The organism is Aliivibrio sp. S3MY1, from assembly GCF_028765575.1.
In the GTDB taxonomy this organism is placed as follows: Bacteria; Pseudomonadota; Gammaproteobacteria; order Enterobacterales; family Vibrionaceae; genus Aliivibrio.
Genome location: NZ_JARACO010000006.1, coordinates 21884 through 41712, shown reverse-complemented (window position 1 = coordinate 41712; position 19829 = coordinate 21884). Strand labels below are relative to the sequence as shown.

Genomic DNA, 19829 nt, shown 5'->3' with positions numbered 1-19829 from the left:
ATACAGTTGTATTTGTTGTGGTCGTTATTTTTATTATTTAAGTGGAAGGTAAATGGTAAATACGGTTTTTCCAGGCCAACTTGTTACATCGATTTTTCCATTGTGTTGGTCGATGAGGTTTTGGGAAATGGAGAGTCCAAGTCCTGTACCTCCTTCGCGAGCACTCACCATTGGATAAAACAATGTGTCTTGAATATGACTTGGGATACCAGGACCATTATCGATAATGTCTATTTTGGCGGCAAGTCGATGGCGTTGACCATAAATATTGGTCTGATAGTCAGTACGAGTCCGCAGGGTTATCACACCATCAGGTTGATCTTTTAATATTTCAGCGGCGTTGCTGACGATATTTAAAATGGATTGCTCTATCTGTTCGGCGTCCATATCAAAGTCAGGCAGGCTAGGATCGTAATCACGAACAATACAGACTTGATAGCTTGAATTTAATTCAATGAGCTGGCGTACTTTCTCAATCACGGCATGTAGATTTTCAGGTTTTTTCTGGCCTAGCTTTTGTGGACCGAGTAAACGGTCGACTAAATTACGCAGTCGATCGGCTTGCTCAATAATAATTTGGGTGTATTCATGCAATTCAGGATTGGGCAACATTCGCTCTAGTAGTTGAGCTGCGCCACGTAGCCCTCCTAATGGGTTTTTTATTTCATGCGCTAAGCTTCGAACTAAGACTTTGGCCGCTTGTTGTTGTGCGTGTTGGTTGATTTCTTGTGATAAGCGACGTTGCTGTTCTATTTGGCGGATCTCAACCAATAAATAGAGGTTTTTCTTTATTTCAATGGGGCTCGATGTTACTTCAATGTACAGCGGACGATCTTCAATCATGATACGAACATCACTGTCAGTCACGCTCTGGCCTGTATTCAAAGGCTGCATTAATGTAGATAGGTCTAATTGAGAATGATGAAATAACGCATCAAAGCAGTGTTGAGCCATGCGTTGAGCGCTTTGAGAGAAAAGCTGTTCAGCCGCAGGGTTGGCATAGTGAATATTACGCTGATCATCGAGTAGCAAGATTGCAGTGACTTGGTGTTCGAGTAGTTGTGTTGAGAAATCCATAGTTGCGCCATTATCCTTATAGCAAAAACCCATTGCACCATTATAGTGCATTATACCTTGCTTTTCAGACGGGAACTATGTCAATTCCTTCACTTTACGGAAGGGGAGTCGATACACGGTACTACTAAGAGATAACGCAATTCTCTTGCCGCCTTTCTTTAGCAATATAAAAAAGGCCCGCTTAATTCAGCGAGCCTAAAATAGGGCAATCTACAATCTAATCAAAGTAGGTTACGTGAAATTATACTGAGTAGTACATTTCAAACTCAAGTGGGTGAACTGCAGTGTTGATAGCAGCAACATCTTGAGATTTAAGGTTGATGTAAGAATCAATAAAATCATTAGAGAATACACCACCAGCCGTTAAGAATTCACGGTCTGAATCTAGAGCTTGAAGTGCGATGTCTAGAGATTCTGCAACTTTTGGAATTTCTGCTGCTTCTTCTGCTGGAAGGTCATATAGATCTTTGTCCATTGCTTCGCCTGGATTAATCTTGTTTTTAATACCGTCAAGACCAGCCATTAGCATTGCAGAGTAGCTTAAGTATGGGTTCGCTGCTGGGTCACCAAAACGAACTTCGATACGACGTGCTTTCGGGCTTGGTACCACAGGGATACGGATAGAAGCAGAACGGTTACGCGCAGAGTATGCAAGCATAACAGGTGCTTCAAAGCCAGGAACAAGACGCTTGTATGAGTTAGTTGTTGGGTTAGCAAATGCATTAATTGCACGAGCGTGTTTAATGATGCCACCAATAAAGAAGATAGCCATTTCAGATAGGCCGCCGTACTTATCGCCAGCAAATAAATTTTGTCCATCTTTGTTCAATGACATATGAACGTGCATACCTGAACCGTTGTCACCAACAAGAGGTTTTGGCATGAAAGTCGCTGTTTTACCGTAAGCGTGAGCTACGTTATGAACAACATATTTATAGATTTGAGTTTCATCTGCTTTGTTGGTTAGCGTATTGAAGCGTGTTGCGATCTCATTTTGACCAGCGGTTGCTACTTCATGGTGGTGTGCTTCAACAACAAGGCCCATTTCTTCCATGATTAAACACATAGCAGAACGAATATCTTGAGATGAATCAACAGGAGCTACAGGGAAGTAACCCCCTTTAACGCCAGGACGGTGGCCTTTGTTGCCGCCTTCGTATTCCGTACCTGAGTTCCATGCGGCTTCAATATCATCAATCTTAAAGAAAGAACCTGACATATCAGTGTTAAAGCGAACGTCATCAAATAGGAAGAATTCTGGTTCTGGACCAACTAAAACGGTATCAGCAAGACCTGTTGAACGTAGGTAATCTTCTGAACGTTTTGCGATTGAGCGAGGGTCACGATCGTAACCTTGCATTGTTGTTGGTTCAAGAATGTCACAACGAATGTTTAATGTTGGATCTGCAGTGAATGGGTCAAGTACCGCACTTGCTGCATCTGGCATCATTACCATGTCAGATTCGTTAATGCCTTTCCAGCCAGCAACTGAAGAACCGTCAAACATTTTACCGTCTTCGAAGAAGTCTGCGTCAACTTGATGAGAAGGAATTGAGATGTGTTGCTCTTTACCTTTTGTATCGGTAAAGCGTAAATCAATAAATTTTACTTCGTTCTCTTGAATTAGAGCTAATACGTTTTCTACTGACATGTAGGATAACCTCCAGTGTTATAATATAAATATTGGCCAGCTAAGCTGTTGTTTACTATATAGCTAGAACTGTGCCAAAAGTAATAATCCTTTAATATTAGTGACTTACCTGGCTTTATTTTGAGTATCACTTATTGGTTGCACCAATTTGATCTCCATTTGCACTAATTTGGTGCAAATAAAAATTAAGTCAATTAAAAAATAAATCATCACTAATTACTTCTAACTGCTATTCAGCAGTGAAATGGCATATTTGTCAATCAAATTCCAGTATAAAAAACATTGGAATAAAATATATATACTCTTAACGTATTGATAATGAAATATTATTGTGTATTTATTTTTTAAATGAAGTTGAAATGTAATGTGTGTGTTTTTTGTTCGCGATGGTCGTTTTTTTCGTCGTTTTTGTGGGCTTGATTAAATTAATTGAAAAAAAATTGTGTCTTCAATCACATATTTCGTGGGTTTTGCGCTAAAATCTGTTAAATTATTGACCGTTTTTAAACCAAAGTAGCGCCAATGGTGGCTCTACCCGCTCTGAGTGAATTTGAATCCATGTCTACTCCACAGATTGATAAACTAAGAAATATCGCAATTATTGCGCACGTTGACCACGGTAAAACAACACTGGTTGATAAGCTATTACAACAATCAGGCACACTAGAATCATCTCGTGGTGAGACTGAAGAACGCGTAATGGACTCGAACGACATCGAGAAAGAGCGTGGTATTACGATCCTTGCTAAAAATACAGCAATTAACTGGAACGATTACCGCATCAACATCGTAGATACTCCTGGACACGCCGATTTCGGTGGTGAAGTTGAGCGTATTATGTCTATGGTTGATTCTGTTCTTCTTATCGTAGATGCGGTTGACGGTCCAATGCCTCAAACGCGTTTCGTTACACAAAAAGCATTCTCACACGGCCTTAAGCCAATCGTTGTTATCAACAAGATTGACCGTCCAGGTGCTCGTCCTGATTGGGTTATGGATCAAATCTTTGACCTATTCGACAACCTAGGCGCAACTGATGACCAACTAGACTTCACTGTTGTATACGCTTCAGCTCTAAATGGCTGGGCTACAATGGAAGAAGGCGAAGTTGGCGAGAACATGGAACCATTGTTCCAAGCGGTAGTTGATAACGTTGAAGCTCCAAATGTTGATATCAACGGTTCTCTACAAATGCAAGTTTCTCAACTAGATTACAACTCTTATGTTGGTGTTATCGGTGTTTGTCGTGTTACTCGTGGTTCTGTAAGAGCAAACCAACAAGTAACTATCGTTGGTGCTGATGGCAAACAACGTAACGGTAAAGTAGGTACAGTTCTTGGTTACCTAGGTCTTGACCGTCACGAAGTTGACGTTGCTAATGCTGGTGACATCATTGCAATCACAGGTCTTGGTGAACTGAAAATTTCAGATACAATCTGTGACGTAAATGCTGTTGAAGCGATGAAGCCACTGTCTGTTGATGAACCAACAGTAACAATGACTTTCCAAGTAAACAACTCACCTTTCGCTGGTAAAGAAGGTAAGTTCGTTACTTCACGTAACATCCTTGAGCGTCTAGAAAAAGAACTAGTTCATAACGTAGCACTACGTGTAGAACAAGCTTCAGATCCAGATAAATTCCGCGTATCAGGCCGTGGTGAACTTCACCTATCTATCCTGATCGAAAACATGCGTCGTGAAGGTTTCGAGCTAGCAGTATCTCGTCCTGAAGTTATCATCAAACATGATGAAAACGGTGTTCTAACAGAACCGTTTGAAACAGTAACTATCGATGTTATGGAAGAGCACCAAGGTGCAATCATGGAAAGCATTGGTATCCGTAAGGGTGAGCTAACAGATATGGCTCCAGATGGTAAAGGCCGTGTTCGCATGGACTTCATGATGCCTTCTCGTGGTCTTATCGGTTTCCAAACTGAATTCCTAACAATGACATCTGGTTCTGGTCTAATCTACCACTCATTTGATCACTACGGTCCACACAAAGGCGGCGAAATCGGCCAACGTGCTAACGGCGTATTAATCTCGAACGGTATGGGTAAAGCAGTAACTTACTCTCTATTCAACCTTCAAGAGCGTGGTCGTCTATTTGCTGAACACGGTGACGAAGTATACGAAGGTCAAATCATCGGTATTCATAACCGTGCTAACGATCTGACTATCAACTGTCTACGTGGTAAGCAACTGACTAACGTACGTGCATCTGGTACTGATGAAGCACAAACGCTTTCTCCTGCTATCAAGTACACACTTGAGCAAGCTCTAGAATTCATCGATGATGATGAGCTAGTAGAAGTAACACCAGCAAGCATCCGTATCCGTAAGCGTCATCTTACAGAGAACGATCGTAAGCGTGCAGGTCGTGCTCCAAAGTAATTAGATGAGGTGTTGATTTAACGCAGTTAAATCGCAAATCAGATAAAAAATTTAAATCCCTTTGTAGGCAACTACAAAGGGATTTTTTTTATCTGTTATGATTAATACCAGTTCCAGTAATTATCTAATTAATTGCATTGGTATACAGCAGATTAAAATTATTTAAAGAGTTGATAAATGGAAGCAAAAATCAAACATAAGCTAAGGATTTGTTGGTCATATTGTTTATATTTAAAACAACGCATTATTCACGATAGACTCACAGTAAGTGCCGGCTATATGGCCTACATTACGTTATTGTCTTTGGTGCCATTAGTGACGGTTCTATTATCTGTATTGTCTCAGTTTCCTCTATTCTCTGGCGCAGGAGATATCATTCAGGCCTTTGTCATTGAAAACTTTGTTCCTGCTGCCAGTGATGCCGTTGAAGGAAGCTTAAAAGAATTTATTTCTAATACCGGAAAGATGACAGCTGTCGGTTCTGGGTTCTTATTTGTTGCCTCAATAATGCTGATATCAGCAATTGATCGCAGCCTGAATTACATCTGGCGAGTAAAGAAAAAGCGTCGTTCAATGTATTCATTTTCTCTTTATTGGATGATTCTAACGTTAGGCCCATTATTAGTAGGGGCAAGCATTGCGGCCACATCGTATATCACATCATTGAAGATCATGGACGATGACATTGTTTCCAGTTTTTATCGGACGTTATTAGGTTGGTTACCTATCATATTGTCTTTCTCAGCATTTGTTGGCTTGTACCTATTGGTACCAAATAAGAAAGTGCGGGTGAGTCATGCCTTAGTTGGAGCTATTTCGGCAGGGTGTTTGTTTGAAGCGAGCAAAGTCGGTTTTGCTCAATATATTACACAATTTCCCTCTTATCAGGTGATTTACGGTGCATTAGCTGCGGTTCCTATTTTGTTTGTTTGGGTCTATTTGTGTTGGATCATCGTACTTATAGGCGCTGAGATTACCGCAAGCCTAGGTGAGTTTGATGAATGGTTAGCGGGTAAAGTAAGTACCAATGTATTGGAATCTGATATTAAAGCATTAACAAAACAGCAAGGATTTATTGAAAGTGATAGCACTGATCCAGAGAGTAAGTGAAGCCGCAGTAAAAGTTGATGGCGAAGTGACAGGCGAGATTAATCAAGGATTATTGATCTTACTCGGTGTAGAAAGAGAAGATGATGAAGCCAAAGCAAAACGCTTAATGGAACGCGTTCTTACGTATCGAATTTTTGAAGATGATGACGGTAAGATGAACTTAAATGTGCAACAAATTGGCGGTAGTGTACTTGTTGTTTCGCAATTTACGTTACCTGCAGATACCAAAAAAGGGACTCGTCCTGGTTTTTCAAAAGGGGCACATCCTGTTGATGCCGAGCGTTTGTATGATTATTTTTCTGATTTATGTGAAGAGAAGATAAATACGCAAAGAGGACGTTTTGCCGCGGACATGAAAGTGTCGCTAGTGAATGATGGGCCAGTGACGTTTTGGTTGCAGGTTTAGAGTGGGGATGATGAAAAGCGAGGCTATACGCTTCGCTGACTAGAGACTAGAGACTAGAGACTATAAGAGCGAGTGTGTTGATGTGGTTAGTTTTTTAGGTTTCAGGAGAAGAACTAGAAACTATACGTTTTACTAGCGAGATCGCTTCTATAAGAGTAAAAACGAAAGAACAGAATTGAGTTTGCTTTGCTTGCAGAGTGATTGCTTTTGCTCTTTTTGACGCCTGAAACCCGGAACTCTCGCTTTTTGCTCTTATAGTCTCTAGTTAGCGCAGCGTATAGTCCCTAGTCTCACAACGATCACCCCTGAACTCTGCAAGGGAGCTTGCGACCGATCTGAAGTCTCACCCCTAACAACAATAAAAGGATTTATATGTTTCGATTGATCACCCCAACCACAGAGACCGAACTAAAAGCCTACTACCATTTCCGTTGGCAAGTATTGCGTGAGCCTTGGCGTCAGCCTGAAGGTTCAGAGCGTGATGCGTATGATGATATGAGCCAGCATCGAATGATTTTGGATGGGCGAGGACAACCGATTGCCGTTGGACGTTTATATTTAACCCCTGATAATGATGGTCAAATCCGTTATATGGCCGTTTCTTCTAATTATCGAGGCAAAGGTATAGGAGCACTGATTATGGTCGCTCTAGAGTCTTACGCGCGTCAAGAGGGCGCAAAGCGGTTAGTCTGTAATGCCCGTGAAGAGGCGATTCCCTTTTATATTCGTAATGGATTTGAAAACCAAGGAGAGCTCAGTGATGAGCGAGGTCCGATCCGCCATCAGCAAATGCTTAAGCAACTCGATCCGCTTGCAGATGTATTACGTCGCCCAGATTGGTGCGCAGAATTGCAAGACCGCTGGGAGAAAGAGATACCAATCAGCGATAAAATGGGGATTAAAATCACTCAATATACCGGCTATCGATTTGAAGTTGGTGCGGTATTAAATGCTAATTTGAATCCACATAATACCATGTTTGCGGGCAGTATTTTTACGATGGGAACACTCACAGCATGGGGAATGGTGTGGTTGCTCCTAAAAGAACGTGGTTTGGATACAACCAGTATAATGTTAGTTGATAGTCATATTCGCTATCGTCAGCCGATCACTGAAAGCCCCAAAGGCATAACATCATTAAATTGCTTACAGGGGGATTTTGATCGCTTGAAATCAGGTAAGCGAGCTCGAGTTAAAGTGAAGGTTGATTTGTGTAATGGGGATCAGCCTGCTGCTGAGTTTTCAGGAACGTTTATGTTGATCAGAAACTAGAAGCGATACGCTTTGCTAACTAGAAACTAGAAACTATACGTTTTACTAACTAGACCGCTTCGCTTCTATAAGAGCAACAGCAAGAGCAGAGTTCAGAGGAACCTCTCTTGCTCTTATAGTTTCTAGTTAGCGCAACGTATAGTCTCTAGCTTTACTAAGATCTTGCTCTTAATCTGCCGCCTGCATTCTTGCCCACCACGCTTCATCCGCCACGATCTGCCCCGTTTCATCCAGCTCAGGAAGTGGTAGACCTTTACGCTTCGCTACTTTAGCAAGTACAGGGTGTCCGCGCTCAAATAAGACTTTATTAATGTATTCTTTAGGTAGGGTACTCTCTTCACGGTCATACATGCCCACTAAATCACGCTGACGCTGCGCTTCATACAAAACCAATGCACTAGCAACAGAAACATTCAGAGACTGCACCATGCCGACCATAGGAATAATAATATCCTGATCTGCGAGGGCTAATGCTTCTTTGCTGATGCCGGTTTTCTCGCTACCTAAAATGATAGCCGTTGGCTTGGTGTAATCAACCTCGCGAAAATCAACCGCAGTATCAGACAGGTTAGTTGCCAAAATCTGCATGCCTTGCGCTTTTAAAACCGCAACGGCATCTTTTATGCTTTTATGAGTTTCAACATCAACCCAGTTACGAGCTCCTGCGGAAGTATGCCCTAACATTTGCATTTGCTCGGTTGGCCATACCGCATGAATTTTATGAATACCCGTGGCATCAGCGGTACGAACAATGGCTGATACGTTATTGGATTTATGGGTTTCTTCTAAACAAAGGGTGAGGTCAGTTTGACGTGATTTTAATACAGAAGTAATTCGTTGATAGCGTTCTAAGTTCATGATTTTTATTTCTTGAAATAGGTTAGAGGGACTAGGGACGAGTAAGGGCAGTAAAATTGGAACTAGAAACTATACGCGGTGCTAACTAGAGACTAGACCGCTTCGCTCCTATAAGAACAAAAGCAAAGGGTTCAGTTCTCAGGTTTCAGGAGGTTCAAAAGCGAGTACACCTGAAACCTGTAAGCGTAGCGTCCTGAAACCTAAGAACTTACCACGCCAACCATACGGCACTTATAGCCTCTAGTTAGCGTAGCGTATAGTTTCTAGTTCTTATGTCTACGAACTTTCAGAGCGTGTGGCATAACACGAATTCGACGCATAATCTCAGCTAAATGCGTGCGATCTTTTGCCGTTAATTCGATGGTTATCGTATATAAGCGACCGTCTTTCTCTTCGGTTGTGATACCACGAATATTAGATCCAGTACCAGCAATGACATTGGCTAAATCTGCTAATGCCCCTTGGTGGTTTTGAATGTCAATATCCAGAGCCGTTGCAAATTCTTGATCGAATTCATCAGCCCATTCAACACCCATATACTTATCTAATTCTTTTTGATAACCACGAACGTTGGCACAATCTTCCATATGAACCACAAGACCACGGCCAGGGCTTACGTGAGCAATAATATGGTCACCAGGAATAGGGCGACAACAGTTTGCGAATGTCAGTAAGATACCATCAGCGCCACGGATAGGTAATTTCTTACCAGTAGACGTCTCAATGTTCGATGAGTTTTGTTCTGTCAGTTCATCGGCATCGCCAAGTAATCGGCGTGCAACGACAATACTCATTAATTCGCCTAAACCAATCGCCGCTAACAAATCGTCTTGTGTCGCTAATTTTAGGTCTGATAAAACGTGAGTCATATTTTCTTCAGTAATATCAGCTAAATAAACATTATGGCCTAATGCGTGATTGAGTAGACGGCGACCTAAAATCACAGAATCTTCTTTACGCATGGTTTTCAGTACTTGGCGGATCTTAGTTCGTGCTTTTGAGGTCACAACATAGTTTAGCCAAGCGGCATTTGGACGAGCACCAGGAGCACTAATAATTTCAACCGTTTGACCACTCTTCAGTGGTTTACTTAGAGGGTAAGGCTGACGGTTAACTCGTGAACCAACACAGCTGTTGCCAACATCAGAGTGAACGGCGTAAGCAAAATCAACGGCTGTTGCGCCAACAGGCAATTCAAAAATACGGCCTTTTGGTGTGAAGACGTAAATTTCGTTCGGGAATAAATCCGATTTTACATTTTCAATAAATTCAAATGAGCTACCTGCACTTTGTTGCAGTTCAAGTAAGCTTTGCATCCAACGCTGAGCGCGGATCTGAGCGGTAGTACTTGAGTTATCACCCTCTTTATACGACCAGTGTGCCGCCACACCTTTATTCGCCATCTGTTCCATGTCTTCAGTGCGGATCTGCACTTCAACAGGGACACCGTGAGGGCCAACCATTGAAGTATGAAGAGATTGGTAGCCATTGGCTTTTGGTACAGCAATGTAATCTTTAATACGACCAGGGCGAGGTTTATAGAGGCTATGAACCTGACCTAATGCACGATAACAAGTATCGACATTGTCAGTAACTACTCGGAATGCATAGATATCCATAATAGTATGGAAGCGCTGCTCTTTGTTTTTCATTTTGTGATAAATAGAGAACAGGTTTTTCTCTCGACCCAATACTCGACCTTTAATGCCAGCTTCTGCAAGGCGGCCTTCAATTTCGGAATGGATTTTTTGGATCATCTCTTTGCGGTTGCCACGAGCCGATTTTACTACTTTCTTTAATACGCGATAGCGATTTGGGTAAAGGGCTTCAAAACCTAACTCTTCAAGTTCAGTTTTAATATTGTGGATACCAAGGCGATGTGCCAGAGGAGAGAAAATTTCTAAGGTTTCACGAGCAATACGACGGCGTTTATCAGGGCGTAGAGCACCTAATGTACGCATATTGTGAGTACGGTCAGCAAGTTTGATCAAAATAACGCGGATGTCTTGCACCATCGCCATGACCATTTTTCGGAAGTTTTCAGCCTGCGCTTCTTTTTTATCGCGGAACTTAAGTTTGTCCAGCTTAGAAACGCCATCCACCAATTCAGCAACAGTCTCGCCAAATTGTTCTGCTAGCTCTTCCTTGCTAACTTCTGTGTCTTCAATAACATCGTGAAGCAGTGCAGCCATTAGCGTCTTATGGTCGAGTCGCATTTCTGCAAGGATACGAGCCACAGCTACTGGATGAATGATATAAGGTTCGCCACTTGAGCGAGTCTGCCCTTCATGGGCCTCTTTTGCTACCAGGTAAGATCGACGAAGAGCCTCAATGTGAGGCTCTGGCAGGTAATCTTTGGCAACATCTTTCAGGCTATCGAATAAATCCAAATTTCGCCCCGTCAGGTTTGCTGTAATTTATAATCTATAAAAGACTATAGAGATTAACGATTGTGAGTGATTGAGCTTACTGCTGCTAATTCAGCGGCATCTTGCTCTTGTTGCTCTTGACGTTCACGAGCATCAAGTAGATCTTTTGTGATCAGGCCTTCTTCAATTTCACGAAGAGCGATAACAGTAGTCTTATCGTTCTCTTCAGGCACTAGCGCATCTTTACCACCAGTTTGTAGTTGACGTGCGCGACGAGATGAAATTAAAACAAGGTCGAAACGGTTGCCGATTTTTTCAACTGCGTCTTGAACGGTTACACGTGCCATGAGGACTCCAATTTATTAACAAAAATAGTTATATGTTGAGAAAGTATACAAGTAACTGGTATAAGTTTCTAGCTAGGGTTACGAGATACTAATAGAAATACTAAGAAATTAGTCAGCTAATAATGCTGCTAACATACCTTTGTATTTCATAGTTTGTTTGTCTTGCTTTAAGCGCTCTGCACGAATAATGGAACGGAAGTCCATTTGTGCAGTATCAAAGTCATCATTAATAATCACATAATCATATTCATTATAGTGAGAGATTTCAGACTTTGCTTCACTCATGCGCTTAGCAATAACAGCATCGCTGTCTTGACCACGTGCATTTAAGCGTCGTTCTAATTCCCCATTTGATGGAGGAAGAATAAACACACTTTTTGCTAAAGGCATCTGTTTACGGATTTGACGAGCGCCTTGCCAGTCAATGTCCAAGAATACATCAATGCCTTTATCAAGAGTTTCTTCGATCCAAACACGAGAAGTTCCGTAATAATTACCAAAAACTTCTGCGTATTCTAGAAATTCATTTTTTTCAATCAGCTCTTCAAAATGCTCTTTCTGTATAAAATGGTAATGAACACCATCTGTTTCTCCTGGGCGCATACCACGAGTAGTATGAGACACAGAGACTTTCATAGCATAAGTTGGGTTGCTTTCTAACAGTGCCGAGATCAAACTCGACTTACCAGCACCACTTGGCGCTGACACAATATAAAGTGTGCCTTTACTCATGATAGATTCTCTTGGGAGTTATGGCATTTCTTCTTTAAATTACACTTAAACGGTAAAAAAAATAGGAATGCGAAGCATAGAAAATTGGGTGGCGAACAATAGCACAATCAACAATTAATTTGAATGAAATAAATACGCTAATTGAAATAATAATTTTGTGTTAACTTGTCTTCGCTCTATCATTAGAGTGTAACCAATTAATTATCAATATTTATTATAGTAATAACGGTGGATAACTCCTTATGCCTTCTCATTTACCTAAATCATTTAGTAAGCCTTTCTTAAAAGTATTTCATATTTTAGAGGCTGTTCTGTTGGTTGCGATCACGTTAGCAACCTTATTTGCCATGATGAATGAGTTTATTCATGTGTTTTCTGTAAGGCAGATCCAGTTAACGGATATCCTATTGATGTTTATTTATCTTGAAGTGCTCGCCATGGTGCAGCAATTTGTGATGAACGGTAAGATCCCTGTGCGTTATCCTATCTATATTGCGATGATGGCCATTGCTCGTTACATCACGCTAGGAATGAAAGAGTTAGATGCGGTATTAGTCGTATGGTTAGCATTGGCTGCCTTTATTTTAGCCGCAGCGACGTTATTAATCCGAGCTGGACATCATTACTGGCCATATGAAGCGCATGAGAATAGTAAGAAATATGATGAGTAGTCTTGATTAAGTCGTTTTAAGGCCGTTGAGTCAATAAAAAGCCTCAGTCAGAGATAGCGTCTATGAGGCTTTTTTATTTTGGTTAACTCAGAAAACGTTGTGCTTTTTTGACCACTTTAGGGGATGGGTCATGTAGATAATGCGCAATCATTTCTTCCGTATTCGTATAGCTATCTAATACATCAAGCAACTGCAATTTATCGTCTGTATGCAAGTTGTCCATTTCTACAAATAGCACCTTACTGTGAGCAAGAGATAAAAGATACCTTTCAAACACATTTTCACGGCTTGTTAAGCTGTATTCAATTAACCGTGCGATAGGGGTATTTTGTTCTAATAAATAATCCAATAGTAGTTGTTGCTGTTCATCTGAATATCCATCGTCATGGTCTTTTGCATAACCACTTGCGATGAATTCCACTCCAGAAATCGAATGGTGTATTAAAAATTGCACCAGACGATCGCGTTTGAAGGTATCCAGTTTCCATATAACATCCTCGATCCCAGCGTAACCGCGATAATCAGAACCCGTGTTTAAGTCCTGATCGCAGTGTAAGTGGTAATACGCCTGCATCTCTTCTAATGAGACCTTACCAGAAAGGTATGCCATGAAGTGTTGATGAAAGGCATTGGCATTTTCTTGGAGCCTTGTATTGTCTAATCTTACTTGCGATTGATCAATGTTGGCATAAGAAAAACGCGTTAATACATCATCGATATCAGGCTGACAAAGGCCTGTAAACTCAGGGTGTTTTTGTTGTACCCGATGATAAAATCCTAAGCGTGATTTTTGTTTTACACGTTGCAACCCAATTTCTAATTCTTGAGCTTTTCTCTTATTAATAGAGCCGAACATGGAATTATCATTACTATTTATCTCACTGTAGATGGATATCATGGATGGATCATAATCCTCTTCCGTTGGATTTACGGCCTGATAGGCTAATGATACAGAAGCAGGGATGCCAACTTTTATTAAATGATCAAAAAAATCAATACGTTTTATGATGTCACCAAAATCAGCACTTGCATTTGGAGTTTCTGTTTTGATGATGTAATTCAACGTACGTTGTGGTACGACTTCTACATAGAAATTGAGAAGTCTATTTACTAATGGTTTGATTTTTAAAGGTATACGCTGTGATAAAAAATAAACAGCAATACACGCAGGTTGCCCTTTTCTAAATGAAAACAGTTTATAATAAGGTTGCTCCTGACTAATGAGACGATCGTCTTCTGCTTTTAGGTGTTGTTTGAGCAAGGTTGAAATCAATAACTGAGCGCTTTTTTCATTGCCATCTATTGGTGGTAACTCTGTAAAATGCTGGGTTATAAGTGTAACCTCTTCCTTAGATAGGCCTTTTTTAATTGGATTTCCGTGATTGTCGTAATTAGGAGATGAGGCAAGGTGGCAGCGTTGAAAGAGCGCTCTTAACCAAGATGCGATGAACGATTCTGAGATAAAGTCGATCAAGAATTGGGTTAACTCATCATATTGATTTGCATTAAAATCATTGCGAATTTGATGGGCAGCAAGAGCGTGACACACCAAACTATCAGCGTTCCAATTACACGCCATCACGGATGGACGATTAAGCGAAACAAGACGATCAAAAGATCGTAAATGATTTGCTTCAACGTCGTGATTATAAATATCCTCAATTAACGCGTTGAACATGTTGATTTGTTTACTACGAAGAATATCGAGATCGTTCTCGTCATTTTCTTCGAGGTTTGTGTAGCGCAAATCAAAGGCTTCATGAGAGATGATATTGTACTCATCAACCAGCATGTCACGGGTATTATCGTGAAGCTCGTCGACATCCATTAGGCGTTGGAAAACATCAAGAGTACGTAGCAGTAATGCTTTTGGATCGAAATAGTGCTCTTTCTCCAACACGTTAGAATCAAGACGTACCGTGAGTGATAGTGTTAATCCACCTTGAGAGTGGTGGGTGGTGTTGTCACTGTTTTCTGACTCATCGAATAAATCAATACAAAACTCCCCAAGGATACGATGTAAGCGCTCATCAAAAGCATCCATACTACCGAGATGCCAATTCGTTTGTTGTTTTAATGCGAGATTTTTATCCTTGATGAGTTTGGCGATATCAACCGGTTCGATGTCGTTAAGCACATCAAGGTTATTGCCATGTTGAATATACTCCCAAAGCTCCGCGCCATTATTGAAACCGTCCACAAAGAACGCTTTCATATCTTGGATTGCTTTTCCCTTCAGATAGCGATCATTGTCATCATAAGCGCGACGGATCGCTTCTGACTGTTGGTTTTTCTCGGACATCACAATGAGAGGCGTGTGAACCATGGCATGTAGTCGAGTTTCTAACGTATGGATTTCATTTTCTAATGTGCCATTAATAAACCACTCTTGCAGAGGGAGTTGGTCTTCATCCTCTCTCTCATCCCACCGGATTTGCATCGTAAGGAAAAAAGGAGTGACAACTGAAATGTTCTTGTCCTCATCCTCCTCTATTTTCGAGTAAGCCAATAACGGCATTTCCTTGAAGCGTTGAATTAATGCGTGCTGGAAATAATGATAATCATCAGGGTGTTGTCGTAGGTGCTCCGCAAGTGAAGGATGACTCTCACTATAAGGCGAACCACAATCTATTTCTGCATAAAAAGCATAGCGTAATTCGGTAGAGTCACACCATACATAGGCGTTAATGGTGTCCTTTGTCCAACCAAGATGAGAGAGGAGAGAGGATAAGTAATCACCAGAGTGGATGACATGCTCAAAATCCCAATAAGGAATGTGCAGTTGTGCGAGTAACCAAGAGCAATCAGGGTGAATACGAGCAAGAAGGTAGAGCGCTTCTAGCCCAAAAATATGCATGTCATCAACCCACATATCAGAAGTATCATTAACGCAACGAGCGTAATGAACCATGGCTTTAGCGGTCTCGATAATATCGTTTTTTAGCTCATTAAATTGTAGAGCATGGGCAAAAAATAAAACCTCAGAAACGTAGGAGGCATCACCGAAAGAGAATACGTGTGATGACGGCACATAACGCTCTTCATTGATTTGAAAGCATTCATCCAGAACGGGTCGGCATAATCCAGCATCGGCTAACTGTAATGGCTCAGGTAATTGATTGTTTTTAATGGATACAAATTCGACATTAAAAAAAGTAGAAAAGTCGGCATCTTGAAATGCTTCTTTTGTATACAGTAATTGTTGGTAACGGTGTAGTGCTGCGCGAATAGAGAGAGTGTTATTTAGCTCAACTTCAATGGTTATGTTCTTTGGAAAATCTTCCATATTATTATCTCTTAGGCATACTTTGATGAGTAATGAATCATTTAGTGTGTAGCGACAGGATGGGTTGGATCGACAAAGAAACACTGTTGCAATAAGCACTGCTCGCCATACCAACTACGAAAGCGCCAAACACCACGATAGGATTCTGCTGGCTCCATAACATAAAGCACAAAATTGGTTTTATTTGGCACCATTAAATCCGACCATTTGTCTGAGAAAACGCACTCCCCAAATTCATTAAATACATCAACTTGATTGATGACACTTACGTTGCTTATTGGATAATCGTCAGGATTTTTTACATGGTATGTAATGCCGAGATAATCATTGGCGTTAACGTGTACGCCTTTTTTCTGATCGTTAGGGCGTTGTAATATATTTTTAGCGCCATTAGGGAATACACCGTATCCCGTTACTGTTGATGGGTAAGTTGGCCAATCTGCATTACGTAATGCGACGTGCCACTCAGCATTGGGTGAGTAAGCGAGAAAACGCGGACGATTAAAATAACATTGAGCCTGTTCTAGCACTAATTGAGTGACCTGGCTAAAAGCTAATGTTTGAAACGCGTCTTTATGGAAATCAAAAAACTGTACCGTATCGGATAACCAAATATTGCCAGATTTTAGGTGACTATCATCCTTTTCAAACAGTCTGTATGCCTGTTGAATTACCCATTCTCGTTCTGCTTTTTCGGCATCGCTTAATGGCGTATTTGCATATCGAACCGTTTGATGCGCAAGTTGCTGAACATGGCGATCACTTAATGGAAATAAAACCTGTTGATCCGTTGGGTATTCAAGAGGGTGAGCGCTTATTGTTGTCTTGATATCATGGTGAATTAAGAGATCCTCTTTTAATACATTGCTAGCAAGTTTAGGTTCATTCAACATGGTAATGGCGATATTGAGGCACTGTTGTTGAAGTCCGTGGTAATGCCTTCTCCATTTCTCTTGGCTGTCATCATCCATCGTGGTGGGTTGTGGGCACAATAGGTCTAAAATAATCGATAATTGAGTCAACTCAGGATGAGGTAAGGGATGACTTGGCGTTTCTATTTGACTTAAGGTGTTGGAGATGACGGTTAATCGCTGCTTTAATTCGTGAATTTTTTCTTTGAGATGTTTCACTCTGCTTGCACGGTTTGGTAAGTCGGAAAAGCGTTGGCAAGTGGCAACATACCCTTGGCCTTGCGTGAACAGCTTGTCGATAAGAAAAGCGTGCATAAAATAAGGGACATGCGCACTTTTCGCATATTCATTACGATGAGTATGGTAATAAGTCGAGTTGTCTCCAATGGCGAGTTGTTGTTTTAATAACTGTTTTATTTGCTCAGGTAGTCCATCTGAATGATGGCTGATCATTAACAATAAGTAATGCCAGCAATCAATGGATCCACGCCAATAGATGAGGGCTTTTTGAGTAATAAAGAACGTGTTATTAGTTACCGTTAGGGTTGTTAATGCTTTATATACTGAGGGAAACTGGTCGCTATTGCAGGTTATTAAGGCGTTAATAGCCGGTAAAAGCCACAAATGAAGATCGGCATCAGAAACGCTAGCTTGCTCCGTGTAAGCCTTCCTGCATAATATATTAATATAATCTTCGATTTGTTGGCGACCGAATGGTGTCGTAATCAATAGAGTAAATGTTTCAGGACTTGGGATATTATGTATCGTTGAAGAGTGAGATATATTGTGAATCACACCAGCAAACAAAATGTTTATTGATGATGGTGTATCAGTAGTCATATATTTTCCTAGTATGTATCAAAAGATTTATCTTTAAACAAAAAAAGCCTCTGTTTTCAGAGGCTTTTGATGTTAATCATTGATAATGAGTCTTGTAATAAAAGTTATTCAATATTTTGAATTTGCTCACGCATTTGTTCGATCAGTACTTTAAGCTCAACGCCAGATGCTGTTACATCGGTGCTGATGGATTTAGACGCTAGCGTGTTCGCTTCACGGTTAAATTCTTGCATCATGAAATCAAGCTTACGGCCACAAGCGCCGCCTTTCTTCATCACATTGGTTGTTTCTTTTACGTGTGAATCTAAACGATCAAGCTCTTCAGCTACGTCAGATTTTTGAGCAAGAAGGATAAGCTCTTGTTCTACACGAGAAGAATCTAATTCAATTTTCGCATCTTCAAATTTAGTTAGCAGACGGTTACGTTGCCATTCTAGAATTTCAGGCATACGAGCACGAACTTTCGCTGCTTCTTCCGTGATTGCATCTAAACGCTGAACGATCAGTGCTTTCATGTTTTCGCCTTCGCTTGCACGCGCTTCAACAAAATCATTCACAGCCAGTTCAAATTCAGCCAATAGCTCTTTATTGATAGAATCGAAATCTTGCTCTGGTGCTTCCATTACACCTTGCCATTGCAGAACTTGGAAAGGGTTAATACCGCCTTCGCCAGATTCAGTTTTTACCCATTGTGCTGCTTTAATTACTTGGCGAGCTAGGTCTTCATTGATTCTTAATTCACTGCTTGCTGCGTTGTTTGATTCAAAGCGTAGGTGACATTCCACTTTACCGCGAGCAAGACGCTTACGAAAACGCTCACGTAATACAGGCTCTAAACCACGGAATTGTTCCGGCATGCGAAAATATGTTTCTAAATAACGTTGGTTTACTGAGCGGATTTCCCACACAGCGGTTCCCCAATCGCCTTTTACTTCGCGGCGTGCGTAAGCTGTCATACTGTAGATCATGTAAGCGTCCTCAAATCATCAATAGGAAGGATGATGAATAAAAATATTGGGCATACTATAGCAGATAAGCGCTTTAGGAAGTAAGTGGCGCTTATCAAAGAAACCGACGCTATGCTTTATTCTTGTACTTGGGTATAATCGCCGACAATTTGTCATAATCAAGGTATCTGCCATGCGTCCTAGCGGAAGAACAGCTCAGCAAGTCCGTCCAATTACTCTTACTCGTAACTTTACTGCGCACGCAGAAGGGTCTGTATTAGTTGAATTTGGTAATACAAAAGTAATTTGTACTGCAAGTGTTGAAGAAAATGTTCCTCGCTGGTTAAAAGGCAAAGGTAAAGGTTGGGTAACGGCTGAATACGGCATGCTACCTCGCGCAACACACACACGTAACCGTCGTGAAGCGGCAAGTGGTAAGCAAGGTGGTCGTACGATGGAAATCCAACGTCTGATCGCTCGTAGCCTTCGTGCTGCTGTTGACCTAGAAGCGTTAGGTGAGCAAATGATCACGGTCGATTGTGATGTTATCCAAGCGGATGGTGGTACACGTACTGCATCTATCACAGGCGCAAGTGTTGCATTAGCCGACGCTATTAATCACATGATTGCATCGGGCAAGTTGAAGAAAAACCCAATGAAAGGCCATGTTGCTGCGGTTTCTGTTGGTATCTACAACGGCGAAGCGATTTGTGACCTTGAGTATGTAGAAGACTCAGCAGCCGATACCGATATGAACGTCGTAATGATGGAAGACGGTAAGATGATTGAAGTGCAGGGCACGGCAGAAGAAGCGCCGTTCTCTCACCAAGAGTTGTTAGACATGCTGGCTCTGGCGCAACAGGGCATCAATGATATCATTGAGAAGCAGAAAGCGGCGTTGGCCGAATAATTGATTTTTATAGCTCCTAATTCAGGGGCTATTTTTTTATGTGTTTTA

General features: G+C 41.2%; 15 protein-coding genes. 6 read left to right on the top strand and 9 right to left on the bottom strand.

Going from position 1 to position 19829, the window contains the following annotated elements; translation table 11 throughout:
- Nucleotides 1–33 precede the first annotated feature (33 nt).
- Entirely contained in the window at nucleotides 34–1077 is a 1044-nt protein-coding gene (gene glnL, locus PVK62_RS05705; RefSeq protein ID WP_274443712.1) for a nitrogen regulation protein NR(II), read from the bottom strand.
- 241 nt (nucleotides 1078–1318) lie between these two features.
- A complete protein-coding gene (gene glnA, locus PVK62_RS05700; RefSeq protein WP_274443623.1) occupies nucleotides 1319–2728 on the bottom strand; it encodes a glutamate--ammonia ligase in 1410 nt (469 codons plus the stop codon).
- 558 nt (nucleotides 2729–3286) lie between these two features.
- Here glnA and typA point away from each other — a divergent pair.
- From typA to PVK62_RS05680, 4 genes are all read left to right on the top strand, one after another.
- Nucleotides 3287–5122, top strand: a complete 1836-nt coding sequence (typA, locus tag PVK62_RS05695) for a translational GTPase TypA (RefSeq protein ID WP_274443622.1) — start codon at nucleotides 3287–3289, stop codon at nucleotides 5120–5122.
- A 177-nt stretch (nucleotides 5123–5299) separates the two neighbouring features.
- Nucleotides 5300–6232, top strand: a complete 933-nt coding sequence (locus PVK62_RS05690) for a virulence factor BrkB family protein (protein WP_274443621.1) — start codon at nucleotides 5300–5302, stop codon at nucleotides 6230–6232.
- Entirely contained in the window at nucleotides 6204–6638 is a 435-nt protein-coding gene (dtd, locus tag PVK62_RS05685) for a D-aminoacyl-tRNA deacylase (RefSeq protein ID WP_065594464.1), read from the top strand. The genes PVK62_RS05690 and dtd overlap by 29 nt, the downstream gene beginning before the upstream one ends.
- A 372-nt stretch (nucleotides 6639–7010) precedes the next feature.
- Complete coding sequence (locus PVK62_RS05680) at nucleotides 7011–7910, top strand: bifunctional GNAT family N-acetyltransferase/hotdog fold thioesterase (protein WP_274443620.1); 900 nt, start codon at nucleotides 7011–7013, stop codon at nucleotides 7908–7910.
- Between the two features lie 168 nt (nucleotides 7911–8078).
- Here PVK62_RS05680 and trmH read toward each other — a convergent pair whose 3' ends face one another.
- From trmH to gmk, 4 genes are all read right to left on the bottom strand, one after another.
- Complete coding sequence (gene trmH / locus PVK62_RS05675) at nucleotides 8079–8768, bottom strand: tRNA (guanosine(18)-2'-O)-methyltransferase TrmH (RefSeq protein WP_274443619.1); 690 nt, start codon at nucleotides 8766–8768, stop codon at nucleotides 8079–8081.
- Nucleotides 8769–9031: 263 nt separating this feature from the next.
- Nucleotides 9032–11158, bottom strand: a complete 2127-nt coding sequence (gene spoT / locus PVK62_RS05670; RefSeq protein ID WP_274443618.1) for a bifunctional GTP diphosphokinase/guanosine-3',5'-bis pyrophosphate 3'-pyrophosphohydrolase — start codon at nucleotides 11156–11158, stop codon at nucleotides 9032–9034.
- 53 nt (nucleotides 11159–11211) lie between these two features.
- Nucleotides 11212–11484 (bottom strand): DNA-directed RNA polymerase subunit omega, encoded by a 273-nt coding sequence (rpoZ, locus tag PVK62_RS05665; protein WP_122033355.1) that lies wholly within the window; start codon nucleotides 11482–11484, stop codon nucleotides 11212–11214.
- 108 nt (nucleotides 11485–11592) lie between these two features.
- A complete protein-coding gene (gmk, locus tag PVK62_RS05660) occupies nucleotides 11593–12216 on the bottom strand; it encodes a guanylate kinase (RefSeq protein WP_274443617.1) in 624 nt (207 codons plus the stop codon).
- Between the two features lie 242 nt (nucleotides 12217–12458).
- Between gmk and PVK62_RS05655 the strand changes: the two genes are divergently transcribed.
- On the top strand, nucleotides 12459–12887 hold the full coding sequence (locus tag PVK62_RS05655; protein ID WP_274443616.1) for a phosphate-starvation-inducible protein PsiE: 429 nt from the start codon (nucleotides 12459–12461) through the stop codon (nucleotides 12885–12887).
- Between the two features lie 82 nt (nucleotides 12888–12969).
- Here PVK62_RS05655 and PVK62_RS05650 read toward each other — a convergent pair whose 3' ends face one another.
- The 3 genes from PVK62_RS05650 to PVK62_RS05640 form a co-directional block, all read right to left on the bottom strand.
- Nucleotides 12970–16173, bottom strand: coding sequence for a hypothetical protein (locus tag PVK62_RS05650; RefSeq protein ID WP_274443615.1), 3204 nt, complete (start codon nucleotides 16171–16173; stop codon nucleotides 12970–12972).
- Nucleotides 16174–16214: 41 nt separating this feature from the next.
- Nucleotides 16215–17924: a hypothetical protein gene (locus tag PVK62_RS05645; RefSeq protein ID WP_274443614.1), complete on the bottom strand. Its 1710-nt coding sequence runs from the start codon at nucleotides 17922–17924 to the stop codon at nucleotides 16215–16217.
- A 104-nt stretch (nucleotides 17925–18028) separates the two neighbouring features.
- The gene (locus PVK62_RS05640) at nucleotides 18029–18892 is read right to left on the bottom strand and encodes a YicC/YloC family endoribonuclease (RefSeq protein ID WP_065594457.1); all 864 of its coding nucleotides are present in this window, start codon (nucleotides 18890–18892) and stop codon (nucleotides 18029–18031) included.
- Between the two features lie 172 nt (nucleotides 18893–19064).
- On the opposite strand from PVK62_RS05640, the gene rph reads away from it, so the two are divergent.
- Nucleotides 19065–19781, top strand: a complete 717-nt coding sequence (gene rph / locus PVK62_RS05635) for a ribonuclease PH (protein WP_274443613.1) — start codon at nucleotides 19065–19067, stop codon at nucleotides 19779–19781.
- The last annotated feature ends 48 nt before the right edge of the window (nucleotides 19782–19829 follow it).

Excerpts from the sequence above, each read along its gene's own strand:
- glnA (WP_274443623.1), bottom strand. The coding sequence starts at position 2,728 with ATGTCAGTAGAAAACGTATTAGCTCTAATTCAAGAGAACGAAGTAAAA.
- gmk (WP_274443617.1), bottom strand. The coding sequence starts at position 12,216 with ATGAGTAAAGGCACACTTTATATTGTGTCAGCGCCAAGTGGTGCTGGT.
- typA (WP_274443622.1), top strand. The coding sequence starts at position 3,287 with ATGTCTACTCCACAGATTGATAAACTAAGAAATATCGCAATTATTGCG.
- glnL (WP_274443712.1), bottom strand. The coding sequence starts at position 1,077 with ATGGATTTCTCAACACAACTACTCGAACACCAAGTCACTGCAATCTTG.
- PVK62_RS05640 (WP_065594457.1), bottom strand. The coding sequence starts at position 18,892 with ATGATCTACAGTATGACAGCTTACGCACGCCGCGAAGTAAAAGGCGAT.
- PVK62_RS05650 (WP_274443615.1), bottom strand. The coding sequence starts at position 16,173 with ATGGAAGATTTTCCAAAGAACATAACCATTGAAGTTGAGCTAAATAAC.
- PVK62_RS05655 (WP_274443616.1), top strand. The coding sequence starts at position 12,459 with ATGCCTTCTCATTTACCTAAATCATTTAGTAAGCCTTTCTTAAAAGTA.
- PVK62_RS05645 (WP_274443614.1), bottom strand. The coding sequence starts at position 17,924 with ATGACTACTGATACACCATCATCAATAAACATTTTGTTTGCTGGTGTG.
- rpoZ (WP_122033355.1), bottom strand. The coding sequence starts at position 11,484 with ATGGCACGTGTAACCGTTCAAGACGCAGTTGAAAAAATCGGCAACCGT.
- trmH (WP_274443619.1), bottom strand. The coding sequence starts at position 8,768 with ATGAACTTAGAACGCTATCAACGAATTACTTCTGTATTAAAATCACGT.
- rph (WP_274443613.1), top strand. The coding sequence starts at position 19,065 with ATGCGTCCTAGCGGAAGAACAGCTCAGCAAGTCCGTCCAATTACTCTT.
- PVK62_RS05690 (WP_274443621.1), top strand. The coding sequence starts at position 5,300 with ATGGAAGCAAAAATCAAACATAAGCTAAGGATTTGTTGGTCATATTGT.
- PVK62_RS05680 (WP_274443620.1), top strand. The coding sequence starts at position 7,011 with ATGTTTCGATTGATCACCCCAACCACAGAGACCGAACTAAAAGCCTAC.